The organism is Enterococcus sp., from assembly GCF_022711995.1.
Classification (GTDB): domain Bacteria; phylum Bacillota; class Bacilli; order Lactobacillales; family Enterococcaceae; genus Enterococcus_D.
The window spans coordinates 53010-72329 of the sequence record NZ_JALAHI010000041.1 but is presented as its reverse complement, the minus strand read 5'-3'; the positions used below and the strand labels follow the sequence as shown (position 1 = coordinate 72329).

General features: G+C 42.3%; 15 protein-coding genes and 1 pseudogene. 15 read left to right on the top strand and 1 reads right to left on the bottom strand.

What is annotated here, in order from left to right; all coding sequences use genetic code 11:
* Nucleotides 1-26: 26 nt before the first annotated feature.
* From Q0A12_RS04060 to Q0A12_RS04025, 8 genes are all read left to right on the top strand, one after another.
* Complete coding sequence (locus Q0A12_RS04060) at nucleotides 27-446, top strand: PTS mannose transporter subunit IIA (protein WP_291291411.1); 420 nt, start codon at nucleotides 27-29, stop codon at nucleotides 444-446.
* 10 nt (nucleotides 447-456) lie between these two features.
* Complete coding sequence (locus Q0A12_RS04055; protein WP_291291393.1) at nucleotides 457-927, top strand: PTS sugar transporter subunit IIB; 471 nt, start codon at nucleotides 457-459, stop codon at nucleotides 925-927.
* A gap of 17 nt (nucleotides 928-944) precedes the next feature.
* The gene (locus Q0A12_RS04050) at nucleotides 945-1730 is read left to right on the top strand and encodes a PTS mannose/fructose/sorbose/N-acetylgalactosamine transporter subunit IIC (RefSeq protein ID WP_291291392.1); all 786 of its coding nucleotides are present in this window, start codon (nucleotides 945-947) and stop codon (nucleotides 1728-1730) included.
* The gene (locus tag Q0A12_RS04045) at nucleotides 1714-2535 is read left to right on the top strand and encodes a PTS system mannose/fructose/sorbose family transporter subunit IID (RefSeq protein ID WP_291291410.1); all 822 of its coding nucleotides are present in this window, start codon (nucleotides 1714-1716) and stop codon (nucleotides 2533-2535) included. The genes Q0A12_RS04050 and Q0A12_RS04045 overlap by 17 nt, the downstream gene beginning before the upstream one ends.
* 12 nt (nucleotides 2536-2547) lie before the next feature.
* The gene (locus Q0A12_RS04040; RefSeq protein ID WP_291291391.1) at nucleotides 2548-3597 is read left to right on the top strand and encodes an SIS domain-containing protein; all 1050 of its coding nucleotides are present in this window, start codon (nucleotides 2548-2550) and stop codon (nucleotides 3595-3597) included.
* 10 nt (nucleotides 3598-3607) lie between these two features.
* A complete protein-coding gene (locus Q0A12_RS04035) occupies nucleotides 3608-4612 on the top strand; it encodes an SIS domain-containing protein (RefSeq protein ID WP_291291390.1) in 1005 nt (334 codons plus the stop codon).
* A 580-nt stretch (nucleotides 4613-5192) separates the two neighbouring features.
* Nucleotides 5193-6233: a DUF1002 domain-containing protein gene (locus Q0A12_RS04030; protein WP_291291389.1), complete on the top strand. Its 1041-nt coding sequence runs from the start codon at nucleotides 5193-5195 to the stop codon at nucleotides 6231-6233.
* Between the two features lie 93 nt (nucleotides 6234-6326).
* On the top strand, nucleotides 6327-6695 hold the full coding sequence (locus Q0A12_RS04025; RefSeq protein WP_291291388.1) for a YccF domain-containing protein: 369 nt from the start codon (nucleotides 6327-6329) through the stop codon (nucleotides 6693-6695).
* A gap of 95 nt (nucleotides 6696-6790) precedes the next feature.
* Here the strand turns inward: Q0A12_RS04025 and Q0A12_RS04020 are convergent, their stop codons facing one another.
* Nucleotides 6791-7327 (bottom strand): VanZ family protein, encoded by a 537-nt coding sequence (locus tag Q0A12_RS04020; RefSeq protein ID WP_291291387.1) that lies wholly within the window; start codon nucleotides 7325-7327, stop codon nucleotides 6791-6793.
* 273 nt (nucleotides 7328-7600) lie between these two features.
* Between Q0A12_RS04020 and kdpA the strand changes: the two genes are divergently transcribed.
* From kdpA to Q0A12_RS03985, 7 genes and pseudogenes are all read left to right on the top strand, one after another.
* The gene (gene kdpA, locus Q0A12_RS04015; RefSeq protein ID WP_291291409.1) at nucleotides 7601-9274 is read left to right on the top strand and encodes a potassium-transporting ATPase subunit KdpA; all 1674 of its coding nucleotides are present in this window, start codon (nucleotides 7601-7603) and stop codon (nucleotides 9272-9274) included.
* Nucleotides 9275-9281: 7 nt separating this feature from the next.
* Nucleotides 9282-11321 (top strand): annotated as a pseudogene (gene kdpB / locus Q0A12_RS04010) (potassium-transporting ATPase subunit KdpB); the annotation flags it as partial.
* Between the two features lie 24 nt (nucleotides 11322-11345).
* Nucleotides 11346-11867, top strand: coding sequence for a potassium-transporting ATPase subunit C (locus tag Q0A12_RS04005; protein WP_291291386.1), 522 nt, complete (start codon nucleotides 11346-11348; stop codon nucleotides 11865-11867).
* A gap of 26 nt (nucleotides 11868-11893) precedes the next feature.
* Nucleotides 11894-14479, top strand: coding sequence for a sensor histidine kinase KdpD (locus tag Q0A12_RS04000; protein ID WP_291291385.1), 2586 nt, complete (start codon nucleotides 11894-11896; stop codon nucleotides 14477-14479).
* 13 nt (nucleotides 14480-14492) lie between these two features.
* Nucleotides 14493-15179 (top strand): response regulator transcription factor, encoded by a 687-nt coding sequence (locus tag Q0A12_RS03995; RefSeq protein ID WP_291291384.1) that lies wholly within the window; start codon nucleotides 14493-14495, stop codon nucleotides 15177-15179.
* 525 nt (nucleotides 15180-15704) lie between these two features.
* The gene (locus tag Q0A12_RS03990) at nucleotides 15705-17036 is read left to right on the top strand and encodes a PTS transporter subunit EIIC (RefSeq protein WP_291291383.1); all 1332 of its coding nucleotides are present in this window, start codon (nucleotides 15705-15707) and stop codon (nucleotides 17034-17036) included.
* Nucleotides 17029-19317, top strand: coding sequence for a glycoside hydrolase family 3 N-terminal domain-containing protein (locus Q0A12_RS03985; RefSeq protein WP_291291382.1), 2289 nt, complete (start codon nucleotides 17029-17031; stop codon nucleotides 19315-19317). The genes Q0A12_RS03990 and Q0A12_RS03985 overlap by 8 nt, the downstream gene beginning before the upstream one ends.
* Nucleotides 19318-19320: the final 3 nt, after the last annotated feature.

Below are 19320 nucleotides of genomic sequence, written 5' to 3'. Positions count from 1 at the left end.
ACTCGGAGCAAAGTGAGGTGAAAGCAGTGGAGCAAATCGTTATTTTGGCATCACACGGTCGATTTGCATCAGGAATCTTACATTCGTTAGAACTTATCTGCGGCAAAAAACAATCAGTCCTTGCGATTGACTGTTATGTGGAAGAAGCATTTGATCTGACGACAACGGTGGATACACTGATGGAAACATATAAGCAACACGAAATAATCGTCATCACAGATATTTTCGGCGGCAGCGTGAACAATGAATTTTTACGTTATATCCAGCAACCGAATTTCTACTTGATCGCAGGATTGAATTTGCCATTATTGATTGAGTTGACAACACAACTTCAAGGAGGAGGTGCCATCTCAAAAACGATCCAACAAGTGCTGGAAAATTCAAGAGACATGATCCAGTTCTGCAATGACAGTGTAGCAAAAGAAATCGAAGAAGAAGAATTTTAGGAGGAACGACATGATTATTTTGACACGAGTCGATCATCGACTATTACATGGCCAAGTCGCATTTTCTTGGACCCAAAGTTTAGGCGCAGACTGCATTTTGATCGCCAATGATGATGTGCCCACCAATGACATTCGTAAGACAACGATCAAGCTGGCAAAACCACAAGGGGTGAAGCTAGTGATCAAATCCATCGAAGATTCCATCCATGCGTTGAAAAGCGGTGTGACAGATAAATACAAATTATTTATCGTCGTAGAATCCATCGAAGATGCCTACAAGTTAGCTGAAAACTGTCCAGAGATCGACAAGATCAATTTGGGGGGGATCAAAGCCAAAGAAGGCACCAAAAACATTGGCAAAGCAGTCAATGTCTTACCAGAAGAGGAAGAACTTCTGAAAAAAATGGTTGCAAAAGGAATCGCTGTTGATATTCGGCAAGTGCCTTCTGATAAAAAAGTCGCTGTCGAAGATGTTTTATAAAGAAAGGAGCAAAAAAGATGCTGCAAGCAATTTTACTTGGAATTGTTGCATTTATTGCACAGTCTGAATATGCGTTAGGAACTTCACTGCTTTCACGTCCGATTGTTACCGGATTGTTTACGGGAATCGTATTGGGAGATATCAGTACCGGAGTTATTATGGGAGCAACATTGGAATTAGCATTTATTGGTTCTTTCTCTGTCGGTGCCTCTATCCCACCGGATGTCGTAACAGGAGGGATTTTGGGAACCGCTTTTGCCATCACTGCAGGAGCAGGAACGGAGACCGCGTTATTGCTAGGTCTTCCAATTGCAACATTGACACTTATCTTAAAAAATATTTACTTGGGACTACTTATCCCTATGATGAACCAAAAAGCGGATCTCTATGCAGCAGACGGAAACTACAAAGGTGTAGAAAGAATGCATTTACTAGCAGGTTTCGGCTTATCACTGATGTTGGCTCTTGTCGTAACAATCTCTTTCATGGTGGGCAGCAGTACAATCAGTCACTTATTGGATAAGATTCCGGCATTTGTTCAAAACGGCTTATCTGTTGCAACCGGATTGATTCCAGCTCTTGGATTTGCGATGTTGGCGAGATTACTGATCAATAAACAAGTTGCACCTTATTTCTTTTTAGGCTTTGCGTTAGCCGCTTATTTAGAACTGCCAGTCACAGGAATTGCGATTTTCGGAGCAATCACAGCTGTTGTCGTGGTGAATTTAAGAAATTTCCGTGGACAAGGTCAATCTGTGCAAACAACTTCAGGGGAGGTACTTGATGATGATGAAGACTTCTAATGAGAAGCGTGAAATTACAAAAAAAGATTTGAATCGTGTCTTCTGGCGTTCATTTCAAATGGAATTTTCATGGAATTATGAGCGTCAAATGAACCTTGCCTATGTTTATGCGATGATTCCAATCTTGAAGAAACTCTATACGTCAAAAGAAGCAATGGCAGATGCATTGAAACGCCATCTGGAATTTTTCAACACGACACCTCATATCGTAACCCTTATTTTAGGAATCAATGCCGCAATGGAAGAAGAAAGTGTCAATGATCCCAATTTTGATTCTTCAGCGATCGATAACATCAAAACATCTTTGATGGGGCCTTTAGCTGGGATTGGCGACTCCTTCTTTTGGGGAACATTACGGCTGATTGCTACTGGGGTAGGAACTTCATTGGCATTACAAGGAAACATTTTGGGGCCGATTTTGTTCTTGTTGATTTTCAATATTCCTCATTTACTGTTTCGTTATTTTGCAACTGGTTGGGGATACAAGCTTGGAACGGGATTTTTAAAGAAAATCCAAGAAAACGGCATGATGGAAAGCTTGACTTACGGTGCGGCAATCATTGGTTTGATGGTGGTCGGTGGAATGACGGCAACGATGATCGATATCAATATCCCGTTGCAGATTGGTTCCGGTGAGAATGCAGTGACGGTTCAAAGTATTTTCGACGATATCATTCCTAAAATTCTCTCTCTTGGTGCCTTTGGGGCAGTGTTCTACCTTCTGAAAAAAGAAGTTAAACCGTTGATTATTCTGCTCGGATTAGCAGTAGTAGGTATTTTGGGCTCATTGATTGGACTCTTTTAAGGGGGATTTGTTGTGGCAACAATGATGGATTATATACAGGAAGAACAGGCAACGCTCATTGAGATCTTGCAGGCCTTCGATCCGAAAAAAGAAGCAGCAAAAGCGACTATTGAAGATTTACTGATTTTGGCGACAGGCTCTTCGTATAATGCCTGTCTCGCAGCCAAATATGCGATGGAAGAGATGGCACAGATTGCTATCACCATTGAAGAACCATATCACTTTAACCATTATGGACATCTTTCCAAAGGAATTAAGACAGTTTTGGCAGTTTCTCAGAGTGGAAAAAGTGCTTCTACCATCGATGCAGTAACAAGCTTGGCAGAAAGAGGGCTTTATACGATGGGGTTAAGCAGCGATCCCAAAAGTCCTCTTGCTCAAAAAGTAAATGAAATGATTGATTTAGGAACTGGCATCGAAACCGTTGGCTTTGTGACGAAAGGTTTTTCGGCAACAGTAATGCAACTCTATTTATTAGGGGCATCTATTGGCTATAGCAAGGGGATTTTGTCTGACGAGCAAGTGTCGGCTGTCAAAAAGCAGTTAGCAGACATGATCGATTCTATTCCGCAAGTCATTGATCAGTCGATTGAATTTTTTGAAAAGAATACGAGTATTTTTAAATTGGCGAATCGGTTTGTCACAGTAGGGTATGGTCCTAACTGGGGAATCGCAAAAGAATTTGAAACGAAATTTACCGAAACTCTGCGGGTCCCTTCTCAAGGGTTTGAATTAGAAGCCTACATGCATGGTCCCTATCTTGAAGCAGACCATGAGCATGTGCTCTTCTTTATTGAAGCACCAAGCTCGAATCAAACAAGGTCTCAATTATTGCGCCGCTATATGACGCCTTATGTCGGCAAAACCTTTACAGTCACTACAGCAAGCACAACGGAGGATGACACACTGGGATTGGCAAGTGCAGGGGAGGAACTTTTTTCTCCATTGCTTTTAGTTATTCCGTTTCAAGTTTTCGCCTATCTGGGAGCTGCTGCAAAAGGAATCGATTTGAGTAAACGGATTTTTGATGATTTCGATCAAGTATTAAAAAGTAAAATTTAGAGGTGGAAAAATGCTTAAATTTAATGAACAACAACAAATTGACAACATTCAAGGAATGCTGGATCTGCGTCCGGAAGTCGAAAAATTAGTCGACGCTATTGACGAAAAAGGCTTTGATGCCATCTATTATCTAGGAATTGGCGGTACCTATGCTTCTGCAATGCAAGCTGTCACGTACATCAATGGAAAAAGCGACCTGCCGGTTTACGTTCAACATGCAGCGGAATACTATACGACAGGCAACCGTCGTTTGACCAAAGATTCATTAGTTATTTTGTCCTCTGTCACTGGAACAACACAAGAAGTGGTAAAAGCTGTTGCAGAAATCAAAAAAGTAGGAGCGACTTTACTAGGATTTATTGATGCAGAAGGCAGTGTTTTAGCAGAACAATGTGATCATGTCATCACGTATCCTGCACCGGGAACAGAACAAATCAAATTCTTTATGGTTGCGGATCGTTTAATGAAAAATCATGGCGATTTTCCTGATTACGAAGAGTATTATCAAGAATTGGATCAGCATCTAGCAAAAGGATTAGTAGAAGCAGAGAAACAAGCGGATGAATTTGGCCGTAAGTTTGCAGAAAAACACCGTCATGATGCGATGCATTACTTCATCGGTGCGGGAAATCAATGGGGGGCTGTTTATTCTTACGCTATGTGCTACTGGGAAGAACAAAGTTGGTTACGTTCTAAATCAATCCACGCCGCTGAATTTCTTCACGGTACATTGGAAATCGTTGACGAAACAACCCCGGTGACCGTCTTTTTAGGCGAAGATGAACAACGGCCGTTATCAGAACGAGTAGCTAAATTATTGCCAAGAATTTGCGGCGACTATACTCTGATTGATACGAAAGATTATCCTGTTGCTGGAATCAGTGAAAAATATCGTGGACGTGTACTGTCGCATTTATTGATGCATTGTGTGACACAACGTATTGACGCCTATGTGGAACAAATGAATTGCCATCCAATGGAAATTCGCCGCTACTATCGTCAATTCGAGTATTAATCATCAAGGAGCAACAAGACTTCTTTTCTAAAACAAGCGATTGCTGTTTCTCACAAAGAATACGTGCTTGTCAGATAAAGAGTAGCAATCGTTGTCCCATAAAATAGCTAGGACATAAGCTCAAACCAAACGGAAAGTGATCACACCGGAAACCTTGAATTTCTGGTATGAAAAAGCAAACGTTTGGGAGAGGGTTTATGTGCTAGTTTTTTTGTGCAGGAAAATTATCAGGAAAGCACAAATGGTTGAATTTGCCTCTAGCGATCAAGTCGTAGCGATTGAGAGTCGAAATCAGTTAGTGATAGGTATCAAGCAGGTATCGAGCAGAGCAAGACATAGAGCAACTAATTTTCAACGGAACGCTGGCTGTTTCTCGCTACCAAAAATCAGGTGCAAGCAGAAAAAAACTGGCGTTTGTTCCCATTCAACCGGTTATTTTTTTTGATAAAAAAACACTCCTTTCGATTCAAAGTAGGAGGATATCGTAAATTTTCCTTCAAATCCGACCCTAGCCGTAGGTCGAAAAGCACCTCTTATAGTACAATAATAGAAATAGGAAAATAGTTATGTGGAGGATACTATGAAAAAAAATATCAGAAAAAAACAAATGATTTTAGCTACTCTCTTGGTTTCAAGCCAAGTTTTAGTTGCTGCACCATTGGCATTTGCTGAAGAATCAACTTCAAGTGAAGGGATCTCAGCCATCTCACAAACCATCGAAACTTCGTCATCAGCTGCTTCAGAGACAGCAAGCTCAGAAACTGCGACTTCTACGACGGATAGCAAAGAAAAACTGCAGATCAATGCGGTGGCCATCGGTAATGCATTAACAAAAGAGCAAGAGACTTATACCCTAGATCAACTGGGGATCAAAGGAGAAACACCGATCTATACGACTTCAGGTTCCGATCTGATGAAGTATATTCCTGATGGGGGCTTTACCAAAGATTGGGCGGTGTATAGTTCTGTCCGGATGCAGACCCTTGATAGCGGTGAAGGAATCACGGTGGACATCGCGACCCCTAAAAACATCACCCGCATCACTGCTGCCCAATACCAAAATGCCGCACTGACTGCCGGAATCACAGATGCTAAGTTGACAGTAGCTTCTGCCGTACCGATTGACGGTTCAGGGGCATTGGCAGGAGTCTATAAGATCGTTGAAGAATCCGGGGGCATCATCAATCAAGACCGTGTCAGTGTGGCACAGGACGAAATGGATGTCTTATCGACTATCACAGAAGAAAACAAAGACAAAGAAGGCTACTCGGATGAAGCATTGAATGCTGCGCAAGAACAAGCCAAAACAGAATTAGCTGCTCAAACCGCAGATGGCACAGAGCTGACGCAGGCAGATATTCAGGCAACTGTTGAAAAAGCCTTGAAAGACAACGGCTTAGAAGGTATCGTGACTTCAGATCAAATCACTGAATTGACGACATTGATGAGTGATATGAAAGACAAAAATATCTTTGACGACTTTGTCAAAGAGTTGGATCTTTCTGAAGCACGGAAACAAATCGAAGAAAAATCCAAAGGTCTCTGGGAAAACGTTAAAAACTTCTTCAGCGGCATTTGGTCTTCCATCACAGGTCTGTTCGGTGGCAATTCAAACGAGTAAATCAAGTATTTCGTCTCATTTCGATTAGAGAAGAAACTTATGCGGTCGTCATTTGGATGGCCGCTTTTTTAACAGGAAAGGAATGTGGGAAGGATGAATGTTTTAGGAAATCTGATTTGGTTGATTTTTGGCGGCTTGTTTGGGGCAATTTCATGGTTTGTAGCTGGCTGCTTGTGGTGTATCACGATCATCGGCATTCCCATTGGCCTGCAGTGCTTTAAATTTGCTTCTTTATCATTGGCACCTTTTGGTAAAGAAGTGGACTATGGTGGTTCAGGCGTTTCGTTATTGTTGAATATCCTGTGGCTGATTTTTTCGGGAATTCCTCTGGCCATCGGTCATTTGCTGAGTGCGATCTTCTTAACGATTACGATCATTGGGATTCCCTTTGCGAAACAATCATTGAAGCTGGCTCGCTTGGCGTTGACACCTTTTGGGGCAACCATTGTGACGAGTCGTTAATGGCAGTTGATCGGCCAATGTGTGGGTGGGACAGTGCTGTCATCCTATTGTTTTTGAATAGCATAAAAAAAGAGCCTTTTAAGGGGCTCTTTTTTTTACGCTTTATTCGAGGGATGGAGCATAAATTTTCTGAGGGGTGTCTTTGGAAACAGTACAAACAAGAAGTGAATCGCTAGATAACCAAAAAATGCGCCTAACGTATTTGCAATCAGATCCACGATATCTGCACCGCGCCAGCCGCCTAAGAAATAGTTACTTAAAAACTGTAAGAGTTCGATACTGAAACTCACCAAAAAGCCTAGCAAAACTCCTCGCAGCAAAGTAGGTTTTTTTGCCATCAGATAATAATAGACGGCTAACGGTGCCAACATGATCAGATTAGGCAGTACAGAGAGATCCGCCGTGAAGGAGAAGTTGATGCGACTGAGCCAATCCGCTTGATTGGCATAGATACCTGTTTGGATTTGGAAGGGAAAAAAAGTTAAATAAAGCACTGCAAAGCTATAAAAAATAAAGGATCCAACCGTTACTTTTTGAAAAAGAGAAAGCTGAGCCGCTTTGTACTGAAGGACCAGATAACAAGTAATAAAAAATAACGGAATTAGAATTAGTCCAGAAATTGTAAGTTGCATTCGTTGTTATTCCTTTCTAAGGTAAGTGAAACAAGTATAACCAAAAATAACAGGGGGAGCAAGGAGATAAAACCGCTGATTTCCTCATCATTGCTTGTGCCTCGCACCGTATAAAGAAAATATAAAGAAATCCCCTGAACCTTGATACTATCTTTACACCTTTTTTTCTAAGATAAGATCAAAGGAGAGGAAGAAGATGTTACTACTAGGTATTTTGAGTTTTGGATTACTGCTTTATCTATTTTGGTTTCTATTCAAGGGGGAAGAGTTATGATGAGCTCGGTTTTTCAAGGACTATTTTTCTTTTTTGTTTTACTGATTTTAGCGGCCCCCTTAGGCTGGTATATCAAGCGGATCATGACAGGAGAGACTCCGCGTTTTGTCCGCTTTGTTCAACCAATCGAGCAAGGTTTTTATCGAGTGATTGGTTCTGAAAGTCAACGAAAAATGTCTGCGAAACGGTATTTGGTCAGCGTGTTAGGACTGGGAATCTTTTCTCTCGTATTTTTGACGGGACTTTTAATGGTACAAGGTTGGCTGCCGGGAGGCGCAAAGGTAGATAATCTGTCTTTTGATTTAGCCCTCAATACAGCTGTCAGCTTTGTCACCAATACGAACTGGCAAGCGTATTCTGGTGAATTGGCGTTGGCCAACAGCACTCAAATGTTTGGATTGACGGTACAAAATTTCCTATCAGCAGCGGTTGGCTTAGCTGTTCTTTGTGCTTTCATTCGCGGATTGGTTCAGAAAAAAGAATCTTGTTTAGGCAATTTCTGGCAAGACATGGTTCGTGGCTTGCTGTATATCCTTTTGCCGCTATCAATGATCACTGCGATCTTGTTGGTTTCTCAAGGGGTCGTTCAAACTTTCAGCAGCGGAATCCCTTACCACAGTTTGGAAGGAGAAAAGCTGTGGCTGTATTTAGGGCCGGTTGCCAGTCAAGTGGCGATCAAACAGTTAGGAACAAATGGCGGTGGCTTTTTTGGAGCGAATTCGGCCCATCCATTTGAGAATCCGACGATTTTTTCAAACTTTATCGAGAATTTAGCCATTCTCCTCTTGCCAGCGGCATTGATTTTCGCTTTTGGCTTTTGGGTAAAAGACTGGAAACAAGGACGAACAATTTTATTTGTTTCGCTGTTCTTTCTGTTTGCGGCTTTCTTAGGCGTATTGATCAGTGAAAACTATGGACCGATTTTTAACAATGTCGTTGGTTCAGCGAATCTGGAAGGCAAGGAAATGCGTTTTGGAATTGGTTGGTCAAGTTTGTGGGCTGTCAGTACCACGGCGGCTTCCAATGGGTCAGTCAATGCGATGCTGGATAGCTTTACCCCATTAGGTGGCGTTTTGCCGATGTTTCTTATGCAGTTAGGAGAAATCATTTTTGGTGGTGTCGGTAGCGGACTTTATGGAATGTTAGCATTTCTGCTTTTGGCAGTGTTCATTGCCGGACTGCTTGTTGGACGGACGCCAGAATACTTAGGCAAGAAAATCGAAGCCTTTGACATCAAAATGGCCAGTTTAGTGATTTTGACGCCGCTTCTGCTGACACTGTTTGGGGCGATGGCGCTTGCGATGCATCCGGATATCCTAGAATGGTTGACCAACAAAGGGGCTCACGGATTTAGCGAGCTGCTATATGGAGCAACCTCGTTGGCGAACAACAACGGCAGTGCATTTAATGGGCTGTTAGCAGATACCCCATTCTTGAATGTCTTAGGTAGCGGACTGATGCTTTTTTCTCGCTATATTCCCATCGTCGCCATTTTATTTTTGGCTGAAAACATGGGACGTAAAAAGAAAGTTGCTGTCAATGACGGCACGCTTTCGACCGTCAATCCGACGTTCATCACGATGTTGATGATCGTGATTTTGGTGATTGGAGCATTAAGTTTTCTCCCTGCATTGGCATTAGGGCCAATCGCAGATTTTCTTACGATGAACTAAAAAGGAGCAGAATAAAATGAAAAAGATGTATCGCTGGGCAATCAAGCAAGCCTTTCTCAAACTAGATCCGCGGCAACAAATAAAAAATCCAGTGATGTTTGTCGTTTATGTAGGTGCCATCACAGCGACGGTGCTTTGCTTTCAACCATCAGAGATTCCCCTCTGGTTTACGGTTACTATCACCAGCTTGCTTTGGCTCACGTTGCTTTTTGCAAACTTTGCCGAAGCAGTAGCAGAAGGTCGTGGAAAAGCACAGGCGGATAGCTTGAAACAAGCCAAAAAAGATGTGATGACGTACAAGATCAATGATTTAAAAGATATCCAAGAAGAACAGTTTATCGAAGTAAAATCTTCGGATTTGAAAAAAGGTGACTTAGTCTATGTCGTTTCCGGACAACAGATTCCGGCAGACGGCGATGTCATCGAAGGGGCAGCATCGGTAGATGAAAGTGCCATTACAGGAGAATCGGCGCCGGTGATTCGAGAGTCAGGTGGGGATCGCAGTGCGGTCACTGGCGGGACGACGGTGGTTTCTGATTACTTGGTCATTCGAGTAACGTCGGAAAATGGTCATTCGTTTTTGGACAAAATGATCGCGATGGTAGAGGGCACACAGCGGAAAAAGACCCCCAATGAAATTGGGCTGCAGATTTTTCTGATCACATTGACGATCATCTTTTTAGCCGTTGCCGTGACATTGGTGCCATTTACCGAATTAAGTAGTATGCTTTCGCAAAAAGGCACCGCCATTTCCAGTATTGTAGTCATTGCATTGCTCGTCTGTCTTGCTCCTACAACTATCGGCGCTCTGATTTCTTCGATCGGGATTGCGGGAATGAGTCGCTTGACGAAAGAAAATGTCATTGCCATGAGTGGCCGTGCCATCGAAGCGGCTGGCGATGTCGATATTTTATTATTGGATAAAACCGGAACCATTACACTAGGAAATCGTCGCGCTAGCGCCTTTCTACCGATAGCCGGTATCAGTGAAGAGCAATTGGCAGATGCCGCGCAGCTTTCCTCTTTAGCGGATGAAACCGCAGAAGGCCGCAGTATTGTCATTTTAGCAAAAGAAAAATTTGGGATTCGAGAACGAGCTTTTGAACAATCAGAAGTGAAATTCATCGATTTTAGTGCCAAGACACGGATGAGCGGCATGGATTATCGGGGAGACCAGATTCGTAAAGGGGCGGCGGAGACCATCAAGAAATATGTGCTGGCTCGGGGCGGAACCTATCCGGCAGAATGTGATCAAATCGTCGCCAAAGTGGCGCAATCTGGTGGAACTCCGCTGGTTGTGGTCAAAAATGACCAAGTCATGGGGGTCATCTATCTGAAAGATATCGTCAAAAATGGCGTACAAGAAAACTTTGCTGATATGCGGAAAATGGGCATCAAAACTATCATGATCACAGGAGACAATCCGCTGACGGCTGCAGCGATTGCAGCAGAAGCGGGAGTCGATGATTTTCTTGCTGAAGCAACGCCGGAAAATAAAATGGAATTGATTCGGCAGTATCAAGAAAAAGGACACTTAGTTGCCATGACCGGCGACGGAACCAACGATGCACCGGCATTGGCCCAAGCGGATGTGGCAATGGCTATGAATACCGGCACACAGGCTGCCAAAGAGGCTGGAAATATGATCGACCTGGATTCCAGTCCAACCAAATTGCTGCAAGTCGTGCGAATCGGTAAACAGCTGTTGATGACCCGTGGCGCATTGACGACATTCAGTATTGCCAATGATGTGGCGAAATATTTCGCCGTGATCCCTGTGCTTTTTTATGGTATCTATCCGGAACTGGCACAGTTGAACGTCATGCAATTAGGCAGTCCGCTGACAGCCATCTTGTCCGCGGTGATCTATAATGCGGTCATTATCGTCGCTTTGATTCCATTAGCCCTCAAAGGGGTCAAATACAAAGAAAAACCAGCGAGTCAAATCTTGCGCCACAATTTACTGGTTTATGGGCTAGGCGGATTGATCGCACCCTTTATTTTTATCAAATTGATCGATATCGTATTGAGCTTTTTCCTACTATGAACAAATTGAAAGAAGGATGCAGAAATGAAAAAGATTTTAGGGAGCCAATTGCGTTTCTTGGTGATGAGTATTTTAGTTTTTGGCGGATTGTATACGGTGGTGATCACTGGTGTCGGTCAATTGCTCTTTTCCAACCAAGCAAACGGGAGCCAACAAGTTGTAGATGGAAAAGTGATCGGTTCGACACTGATTGGTCAATCCTTCCGTCAACCCGGCTACTTTGCCGGCAGAAGCGATGCGGTCTCCCAATTGTCGCCGGTTTCAGCAGAGCAACAGGCATTGGTGTCAGAGAGAAGCGCCGCATTACAAAAGGAAAATCAAATCAATGAAGTACCGATTGATCTGGTGACAGCCTCAGCCAGTGGAGTAGATCCTCACATAAGTGTCGCAGCGGCAGAAGCCCAAGTCTCACGTATCGCCAAGGAGCGCAATCGTAAGGAAACAACCATTCGTGCTATAATAAAAGAAAAGACCCAAAAAGATTGGTTTTCTGATCGGTCCTTTGTCAATGTGCTAGAACTGAATGTAGCATTAGATAAACTGTAAGAGATTTTTGGATGGGAGCAGCAAAAATGGATAGACCAACACCCTTTGATACATTGAAAATGGGCAGTCGCAAAAAAGGCCGTTTGCGTGTCTATTTTGGCTTTGCTGCCGGAGTAGGAAAAACCTATGCGATGCTTTTGGAAGCACAGGAACTAAAAGCCCTCGGCAAAGAGGTAGTGATAGGCTACATCGAACCTCATGATCGTCCGGATACCAACAGTCTGTTGGTTGGTTTGCGAAAGATTGCCTTGAAAAAAATCCAGTACAAAGGGATCACATTGTCTGAGCCGGATATCGATGCCATCATTCAGCAACAGCCAGAGATTGTCTTGATCGATGAGTTGGCCCATACGAATGCCGAAGGTTCAAGAAACCGCAAGAGGTATCAAGACATCGAAGAGCTTTTGAATGCCGGTATTGATGTGCATACCACGGTCAATGTGCAACACATTGAAAGCTTGAATGATATTGTAGAAGAAGTCACTGGGATCGAAGTCAAAGAGACGGTCCCAGATACATTCTTTCAGCAAGCAACATTAAAAGTGATCGATGTCGAGCCAGATGAGTTGATTGATCGGTTGGCGCAAGGAAAAATTTATGCCAACGAAAATGCCAAGCGAGCACTGCAGCATTTTTTTATTCCTAAAAAATTAGAGCAGTTACGAGGGCTGGCGATTCAGCGGGCTTCGGACCACATCAATCGAATCAGTGGCCGAACCAATGGCATCCAGAGCAAACTGATCACAATTGTCCAAGATGCATTTCCTAAAATGGCCGAAAAAAGTATTCGGTGGACCGCGCGATTAGCCCAAGGTTTAGGTGCGGAATGGACTGTGCTTTACATACGTTCGCAAGAAAAAAATGAAGCAACGGCACTAGCCGAAAAATTAGGCGCAGAAGTCGTTGTCATTGAAGAAGACAATTATTTTGAAACCATCATTGAGTATGCCAAGCTGGTGGGAGCCACCGATATCATCATGGGTAAAAACCTGGCCAAGCCATGGTATGAAAAACTGTTTATGGAAGAACTTGATGTTCGGCTCTTGAAACGTCTGCCAGACACGGAGATCCACTTGATTCCTTACAAGGAAGAGCGAGCCTCGATTTTTTCTCTTTCCAAGAAAGTCATCGAAGGCGGGGGAAAGGATCTGGCGATAGCGCTGATCAGTGTTTTTTTAGCCACTTTGACGACCGAAATGATGCAGTATTTGCATTTTGGCGATCAGAATTTGATGCTGGTCTACATCTTTTTTATTTTACTGGTAGCGCGTTTGACCTCAGGGTATTTCTGGAGTGCTCTTTCCTCGATATTGAGTGTCTTAGCTTTTAACTGGTTCTTTGTCGAACCCTTATATTCGCTAACCGTCTATAAGCAAGGCTATCCGATTACACTAGTGATCATGTTGCTTGTCGCACTGATGATCAGTAATCTGATGGTTCGCTTGAAAAAACAAGCGGTCCATTCGATGGAAAAAGAACAGCAAATGGAGATACTTTATGAGTTGAACAAACAGTTTGTCCTAGCAGAAGACCGGCAACAGATTTTTGATTTATCCGCTACCTATCTAGGCCGCTTGTTGGATCGTGAAGTGATTTTATACGATGCTCAGGCGCAAAAACAAAGCCACTATTGTACAAAATATACAAAAAAACAATCCGCATTGAGCAATCCGGAAGAAGCAGCGGTAGCCTACTGGTCGGCCAAAAATCAAAAAGAGTCTGGCTATGGGACCGACACATTGAGTGGTGCCAAGGGATTCTATTTGCCGATTATTGCCAATGGCAAAACGTTAGCTGTTTTAGGAATTCAAAGAAGTCGGACCTTCCCCCTTGAAAACAGCCAACTAAACTACCTCCGCCTAGTGTTGACCCAGCTGGCGGTGATCTTAGAACAAACAGAACTAAAGGATGAAAAGGAAAAAATCGAATTAGAGAACGAACGGGAAAAAGTCCGCAGCAATTTGCTGCGAGCCGTCTCACACGATTTACGAACCCCTTTGACAGCCATCTCTGGAATTGCGGAAACTCTGTTGCAAACCAATGATTCCTTAAAAGAAGCGACCCGCAGCAAGTTATTGACTGACATCCAAAGTGAGTCCCAATGGCTGATCCGCATGGTGGAGAATCTGCTTTCGATTACTCGTATCAATATGGACACCATGCAAGTCAAGAAAACCGCCGAGCCAATCGAAGAGATCATTGGAGCGGTCTATGAACATGCCAAGAAAGTCTATCCAGACAAAGAGTTGATCGTTCAACTGCCAGAGTCGGTCCTCTTCGTAGAAGTAGATCCGATCTTGATGGAGCAGGCGATTTTTAATTTAGTGGAAAATGCCTTTCGTCATGGTTCCGCTACAGGAAAAGTCTATTTGTCCGTGTTTCAAGAGGATTCCCAAACAGTCTGTGAAATCAAAAATATCGGTGAAATAGCTATGAAACAGTTTGAACGAATCCAATCCAATCTGTCTTCAGACAATGAAGTACCGGTAGACTCAAAAAACGGTCTCGGCATCGGCCTAAGCATCGTCAAAACAATTGTTCATGCCCATCATGGCAAATTGGAAATGACTGTGGCAGAGGGCCAAACCGTTGTCCGGATTTATTTGAAGTGAAGGAGGGGACATTATGGGAAGAATAGTCTTGTTGATTGAAGACGACCCGACGATCGCTGATTTTATGGGAGTCGTTTTAGAAAAAGAAAGGTATCAGATTCGCGTGGCAGAAACGGGAATGGCTGCGCTGACGATTTTTCAGGAACAATCCTTTGACTTGATTTTGCTTGACCTCGGGTTACCCGACATTGATGGAATGGAGTTATTAAAGATCATTCGCAAACGCATGGCGGTACCATTGATCGTGATTTCAGCCCGCAGCAATGAAGGCGAGAAGGTCAAAGCATTGGATTTGGGGGCGGATGATTATGTGACCAAACCTTTTGGGATGAACGAATTGCTTGCCAGAATCCGGACGGCATTTAGGCATCGCAAGCAAGAACCCATGCCTTTAGTGATCGAAAACGGGGAACTGACTCTTGATACTGAAAGACAACTATTGACTAAGTCCGGAGAAGAGATCCATTTAACGAAAAATGAATACCGCATTCTAACGGTTTTATTTCAACAGCTAGGCAAAGTCGTGACCTATCAAATGTTAGCGACGGAAGTTTGGGGGCCTTATGGCACCGATCCGCAAGTGCTGCGAGTCAATATGTCAAATATCCGGAAAAAAATCGAGACCAACACCATCAGTCCAGAATATCTGATCACCGAGATCGGAGTGGGCTATCGTTTAAGAGACCATCGAGATGCCTGATGCCTCTCAATCAAGAAAAAGCAGAGGTTGCCCAGTGGTCAGCTTCAAGAAATTACTTTTAACCGTTTATTCGGAAAAAGGAGCTATGACAAGATTTTTGTCATAGCTCCTGCTTTTTGTATGAATGGGCGGAAATTTTGAAAAACTAGCGAGTCCAAGGTATTCTTAGTGGAAGATGATGTGACTGATTTGCCAACAAGAAAAGGTGGCTATCCATTGCTAGCCAATCATCGATAAAGAAGCGCTGATTCAGCAAGCCCAACGCTTTGCCGATTTAACTGGAGTCAAAGAATTTTTACTAGCCAATCAATTACTTGGATAAGCGAGAAATCGCTTGGCTCACTCAAGATGAATGGTTTTTCATAGCTCTTGGAGCGCCATACAAACCATTCATCTTTTTCGATTTTAGTGAAATTTAGTGTCACTGAAAATGAATACGCATCCAAAAAAAGATTGCAATTTTGGAAAAACGTGCTATAGTTTGAAATTGAACCGGTTCAATTTCAAACCTAAGGAGATGTACCTATGAGTTTTGTAGACAAATTATCTGAAAAACTATTACCAATCGTTTCAAAAATGAATAGTCAACGTCATCTACTAGCCATCCGCGACAGCTTTATCATTACCATGCCTTTAGTGATGGCTGCATCGATCATGGTCTTATTAAATGCTTTGATCTTTTCGAATGCAACAGTTCAACAATTTATTGATTTAAGTCCATTAGCCGATTTAGCTGTGATTGTAAATAATGGTACGATGAGTATTTTATCAATAGTTGTTTGTTATAATATCGGTTGGAACTTGGCGAATCATTATATTCGTTCTGGAGAGATGGATGATCCTGCGTTTAGTGCAGTCCATGCCGGCGTTTTGAGTATTGCACTTTTATTCATTTTGATGCCAGTTAAAAGTATGGTGACGTTGACAGATGGTAGTACCGCTGAAGCAACTGGCGTATTTATGCAAAGTTTAACCTCATCATCTGGTTTAGCTACAGCAATGATTGCCTCCCTAATTGGAACAGAGTTATTTATGAAGTTGGCTAAAATCAAACGAATCAAAATAAAAATGCCTGATGGGGTACCACCAGCAGTAGCAACCTCATTTAATTCATTGATTCCGGAATCAGCTGTCATTTTAATTTTTGCGATTTTTGTTTTTGCACTGAACAGATTGGCTGGTTTAGATTTTCCTAGTTTGATTGAACTAATTATTCAAACACCACTGAAAGCATTTGTTTTATCCGTTCCCGGTATCTTATTCTTGCAGTTTTTCTCTGATTTTCTTTGGGTATTTGGAATGCATGGTTCTAGCATCTTAGCACCGATTAGGCAAGCACCCTTATTGCAGTCGATTCAGGAAAATATGGATGCGTTTTCTGCAGGAAAAGAGATACCTAATATTATTACAGAACCTTTTACCAATGCTTTTGGGCTGATTGGCGGGGGCGGCTGTATTTTACCATTGGTAATCGCGATACTTTGGGTCTCAAAAAGGCAAGAGCAACGACAAATTGCCAAATTCGGTTTAACAACTTGCTTATTTAATATTACAGAACCTATTATGTTTGGATTACCTGTTGTAATGAATCCGATTTATATGATTCCATGTGCGTTGATTCCTTCAATCAATCTGATTATTGCTTATTTTGCAACAAGTATAGGACTCATTGGAAAAACAGTGGCAGCAGCACCATGGATTACTCCACCTGTGATACAATCCTTTATTGCTACGGGTGGTGATATTAAGGCAGCGATTCTTACAGTCATATTAATCGTATTAGATGTCTTTTTATTTGTCCCATTTGTTTTAGCTGCAAACAAAGCGAGACGAGAAGGAGTGAATCAACTTGGATAAAAAATATCCGTATCAAGATCCGAATCTAACGATACGACAACGAGTTGCCGATCTTGTTAGTCGTTTAAGTTTGAGTGAAAAAGTCGGACAAGTGAATCAACACTTATACGGGTGGGATTGTTATGAATATCAAAAGGGGAAAATTGAATTGACAAAAGCCTTCAAAGAACATGTTCAATGGGGGAAAGGACTAGGGGCACTTTACGGGTTGTTTCGTGCAGATCCGTGGTCGAAAGTTGATTATAACAATGGAATCCCCGTACAGGAAAGCTGGAAAGTGGCCAATCAAATTCAAGAATACGTGATCAGTCACTCAAGATGGGGAATACCTGCATTGATCGTTGAAGAATGTCCTCACGGGCATCAAGCACTCGATAGTATTTCTTATCCAACAAATATCGGTCGTGGAAGTACCTTCAATACGGAGTTGATTGAAAAAACAAGTCACTTGATGGCGAAAGAATTGGCGGCAAAAGGTGTTCATATCGCATTAGTGTCAACGCTTGATCTAGCAAAAGATCCAAGATGGGGCAGATCAGAAGAATGTTTTGGTGAAGATCCGCTATTGAGTGCTCGAATGAGTGAGGCTGTGATTAAGGGATTTCAAGGAAACTTGATCTCAGATGAGGTCCATTTCTTAGATCAACGTGTTTCGGATATAAAAAAAGGTCCAGAACAAATAGGCGTTGTATTGAAGCATTGTATTGCTCAAGGAGACGCATTAGGTGGTCATAATTCAGGAACGGTTCCGATTGGCAGAAGGGAATTTGCGGATGTATACATGCCACTTTTAAAAAGTGCTCGAAATGCGGTAGGAGTCATGGCGGCCTACAATGATATCGATGGTGTGCCATGTCATGTAAATCAACCATTATTAGAGCAACACTTACGCAACGAAAGCGGCTTTCAAGGATTGGTTATGGCTGATGGAATTGCATTAGACCGATTGAGTGATGTTTATCAAGATCAGATAGAAGCAGCTGGACAAGCGCTAATGGCCGGTGTAGATTTAAGTTTGTGGGATGATACGTATACTAAAATCGAAGCAGGCGTAGCCAATGGAACCATTGATGAAAAAGTTTTAGATCATGCGGTTAGTCGTGTATTAGCGATAAAGTTTCTGTTAGGATTATTTGAAAATCCCTTCATTCAACCCACTGATCCAAGCCATCTAGTAGAGGAATCAAAAAGAATGAATGAGGAAGTTGCCAAGGAGAGTTTGGTACTTTTGAAAAATAATGGCATTTTACCATTGACTCCTAGTGGTAAAAAAATTGCAGTCATAGGTCCTAATGCCAAAAATATTTATCATCTACTAGGAGATTACTCTGCTCCTCAAACGAGAGACCAGCAACAGAAAACCATTTTGCAAGCACTAAAAGATACAATGAGCGATGCGGAAATTGTCTATGCCGAAGGTTGTGAAGTCAGAAATGAAGAACACCAAGAACTAAAAATTGAAGAAGCAGTGAAAATAGCACAGGAAGCAGACATTATTCTGACTGTTTTGGGTGGGTCTAGTGCTCGAAATTTTGATATGGAATTTTTACAAAATGGCGCGGTCACATCAAAGGGAATTAATATGGATTCTGGGGAAAATGTTGATGTCGCCTCTCTTTCATTGGGAGGAAAGCAAGAGCTATTACTAAGAAAATTAGCCGCATTACAAAAAACTATCGTGACAATCCTCATTCAAGGACGTCCCTATGATATAACGTTTGTGGAGGAATGTTCAGATGCAGTCCTTGTTGGCTGGTTTCCTGGCCAAGAAGGTGGACAGGCAATTGCTAAAACTTTAATTGGAGAAAATAATCCAAGTGGGAGATTAGGGATCACTTATCCAAGAAACAGTTCTCAACTTCCTGTCTATTATTATCAACGAGATGCATCCAAACAAGAGGATTATTATGATTTGTCTGGAAGCCCTCTCCACGAGTTTGGTGAAGGATTAAGCTATACGATATTTACTTACTCTGAACTTGCTTATCAAAGGAATGTTGACAAACTTCAAGTATCCGTTAAAGTTAGAAATAGAGGAAGTTTTGCCGGCAAAGTAAGTACACTTTTGTTTATTAAATTGCTCGGGGGTTCAGTCATCCAACGAACTAAGATGCTTAAAGACTTTTGCAAAGTAACGTTGGAGCCTCAAGAAGAAAAAACAATTGTATTCACTTTATCATCTGATGATTTCCAATACATGGGTGCAGATGATCGTTGGCATCACGTCAAAAAAGCAAAAATCATGATTGGAGATCTTGCAAAAGAAATCGATCTCGATTAGTAG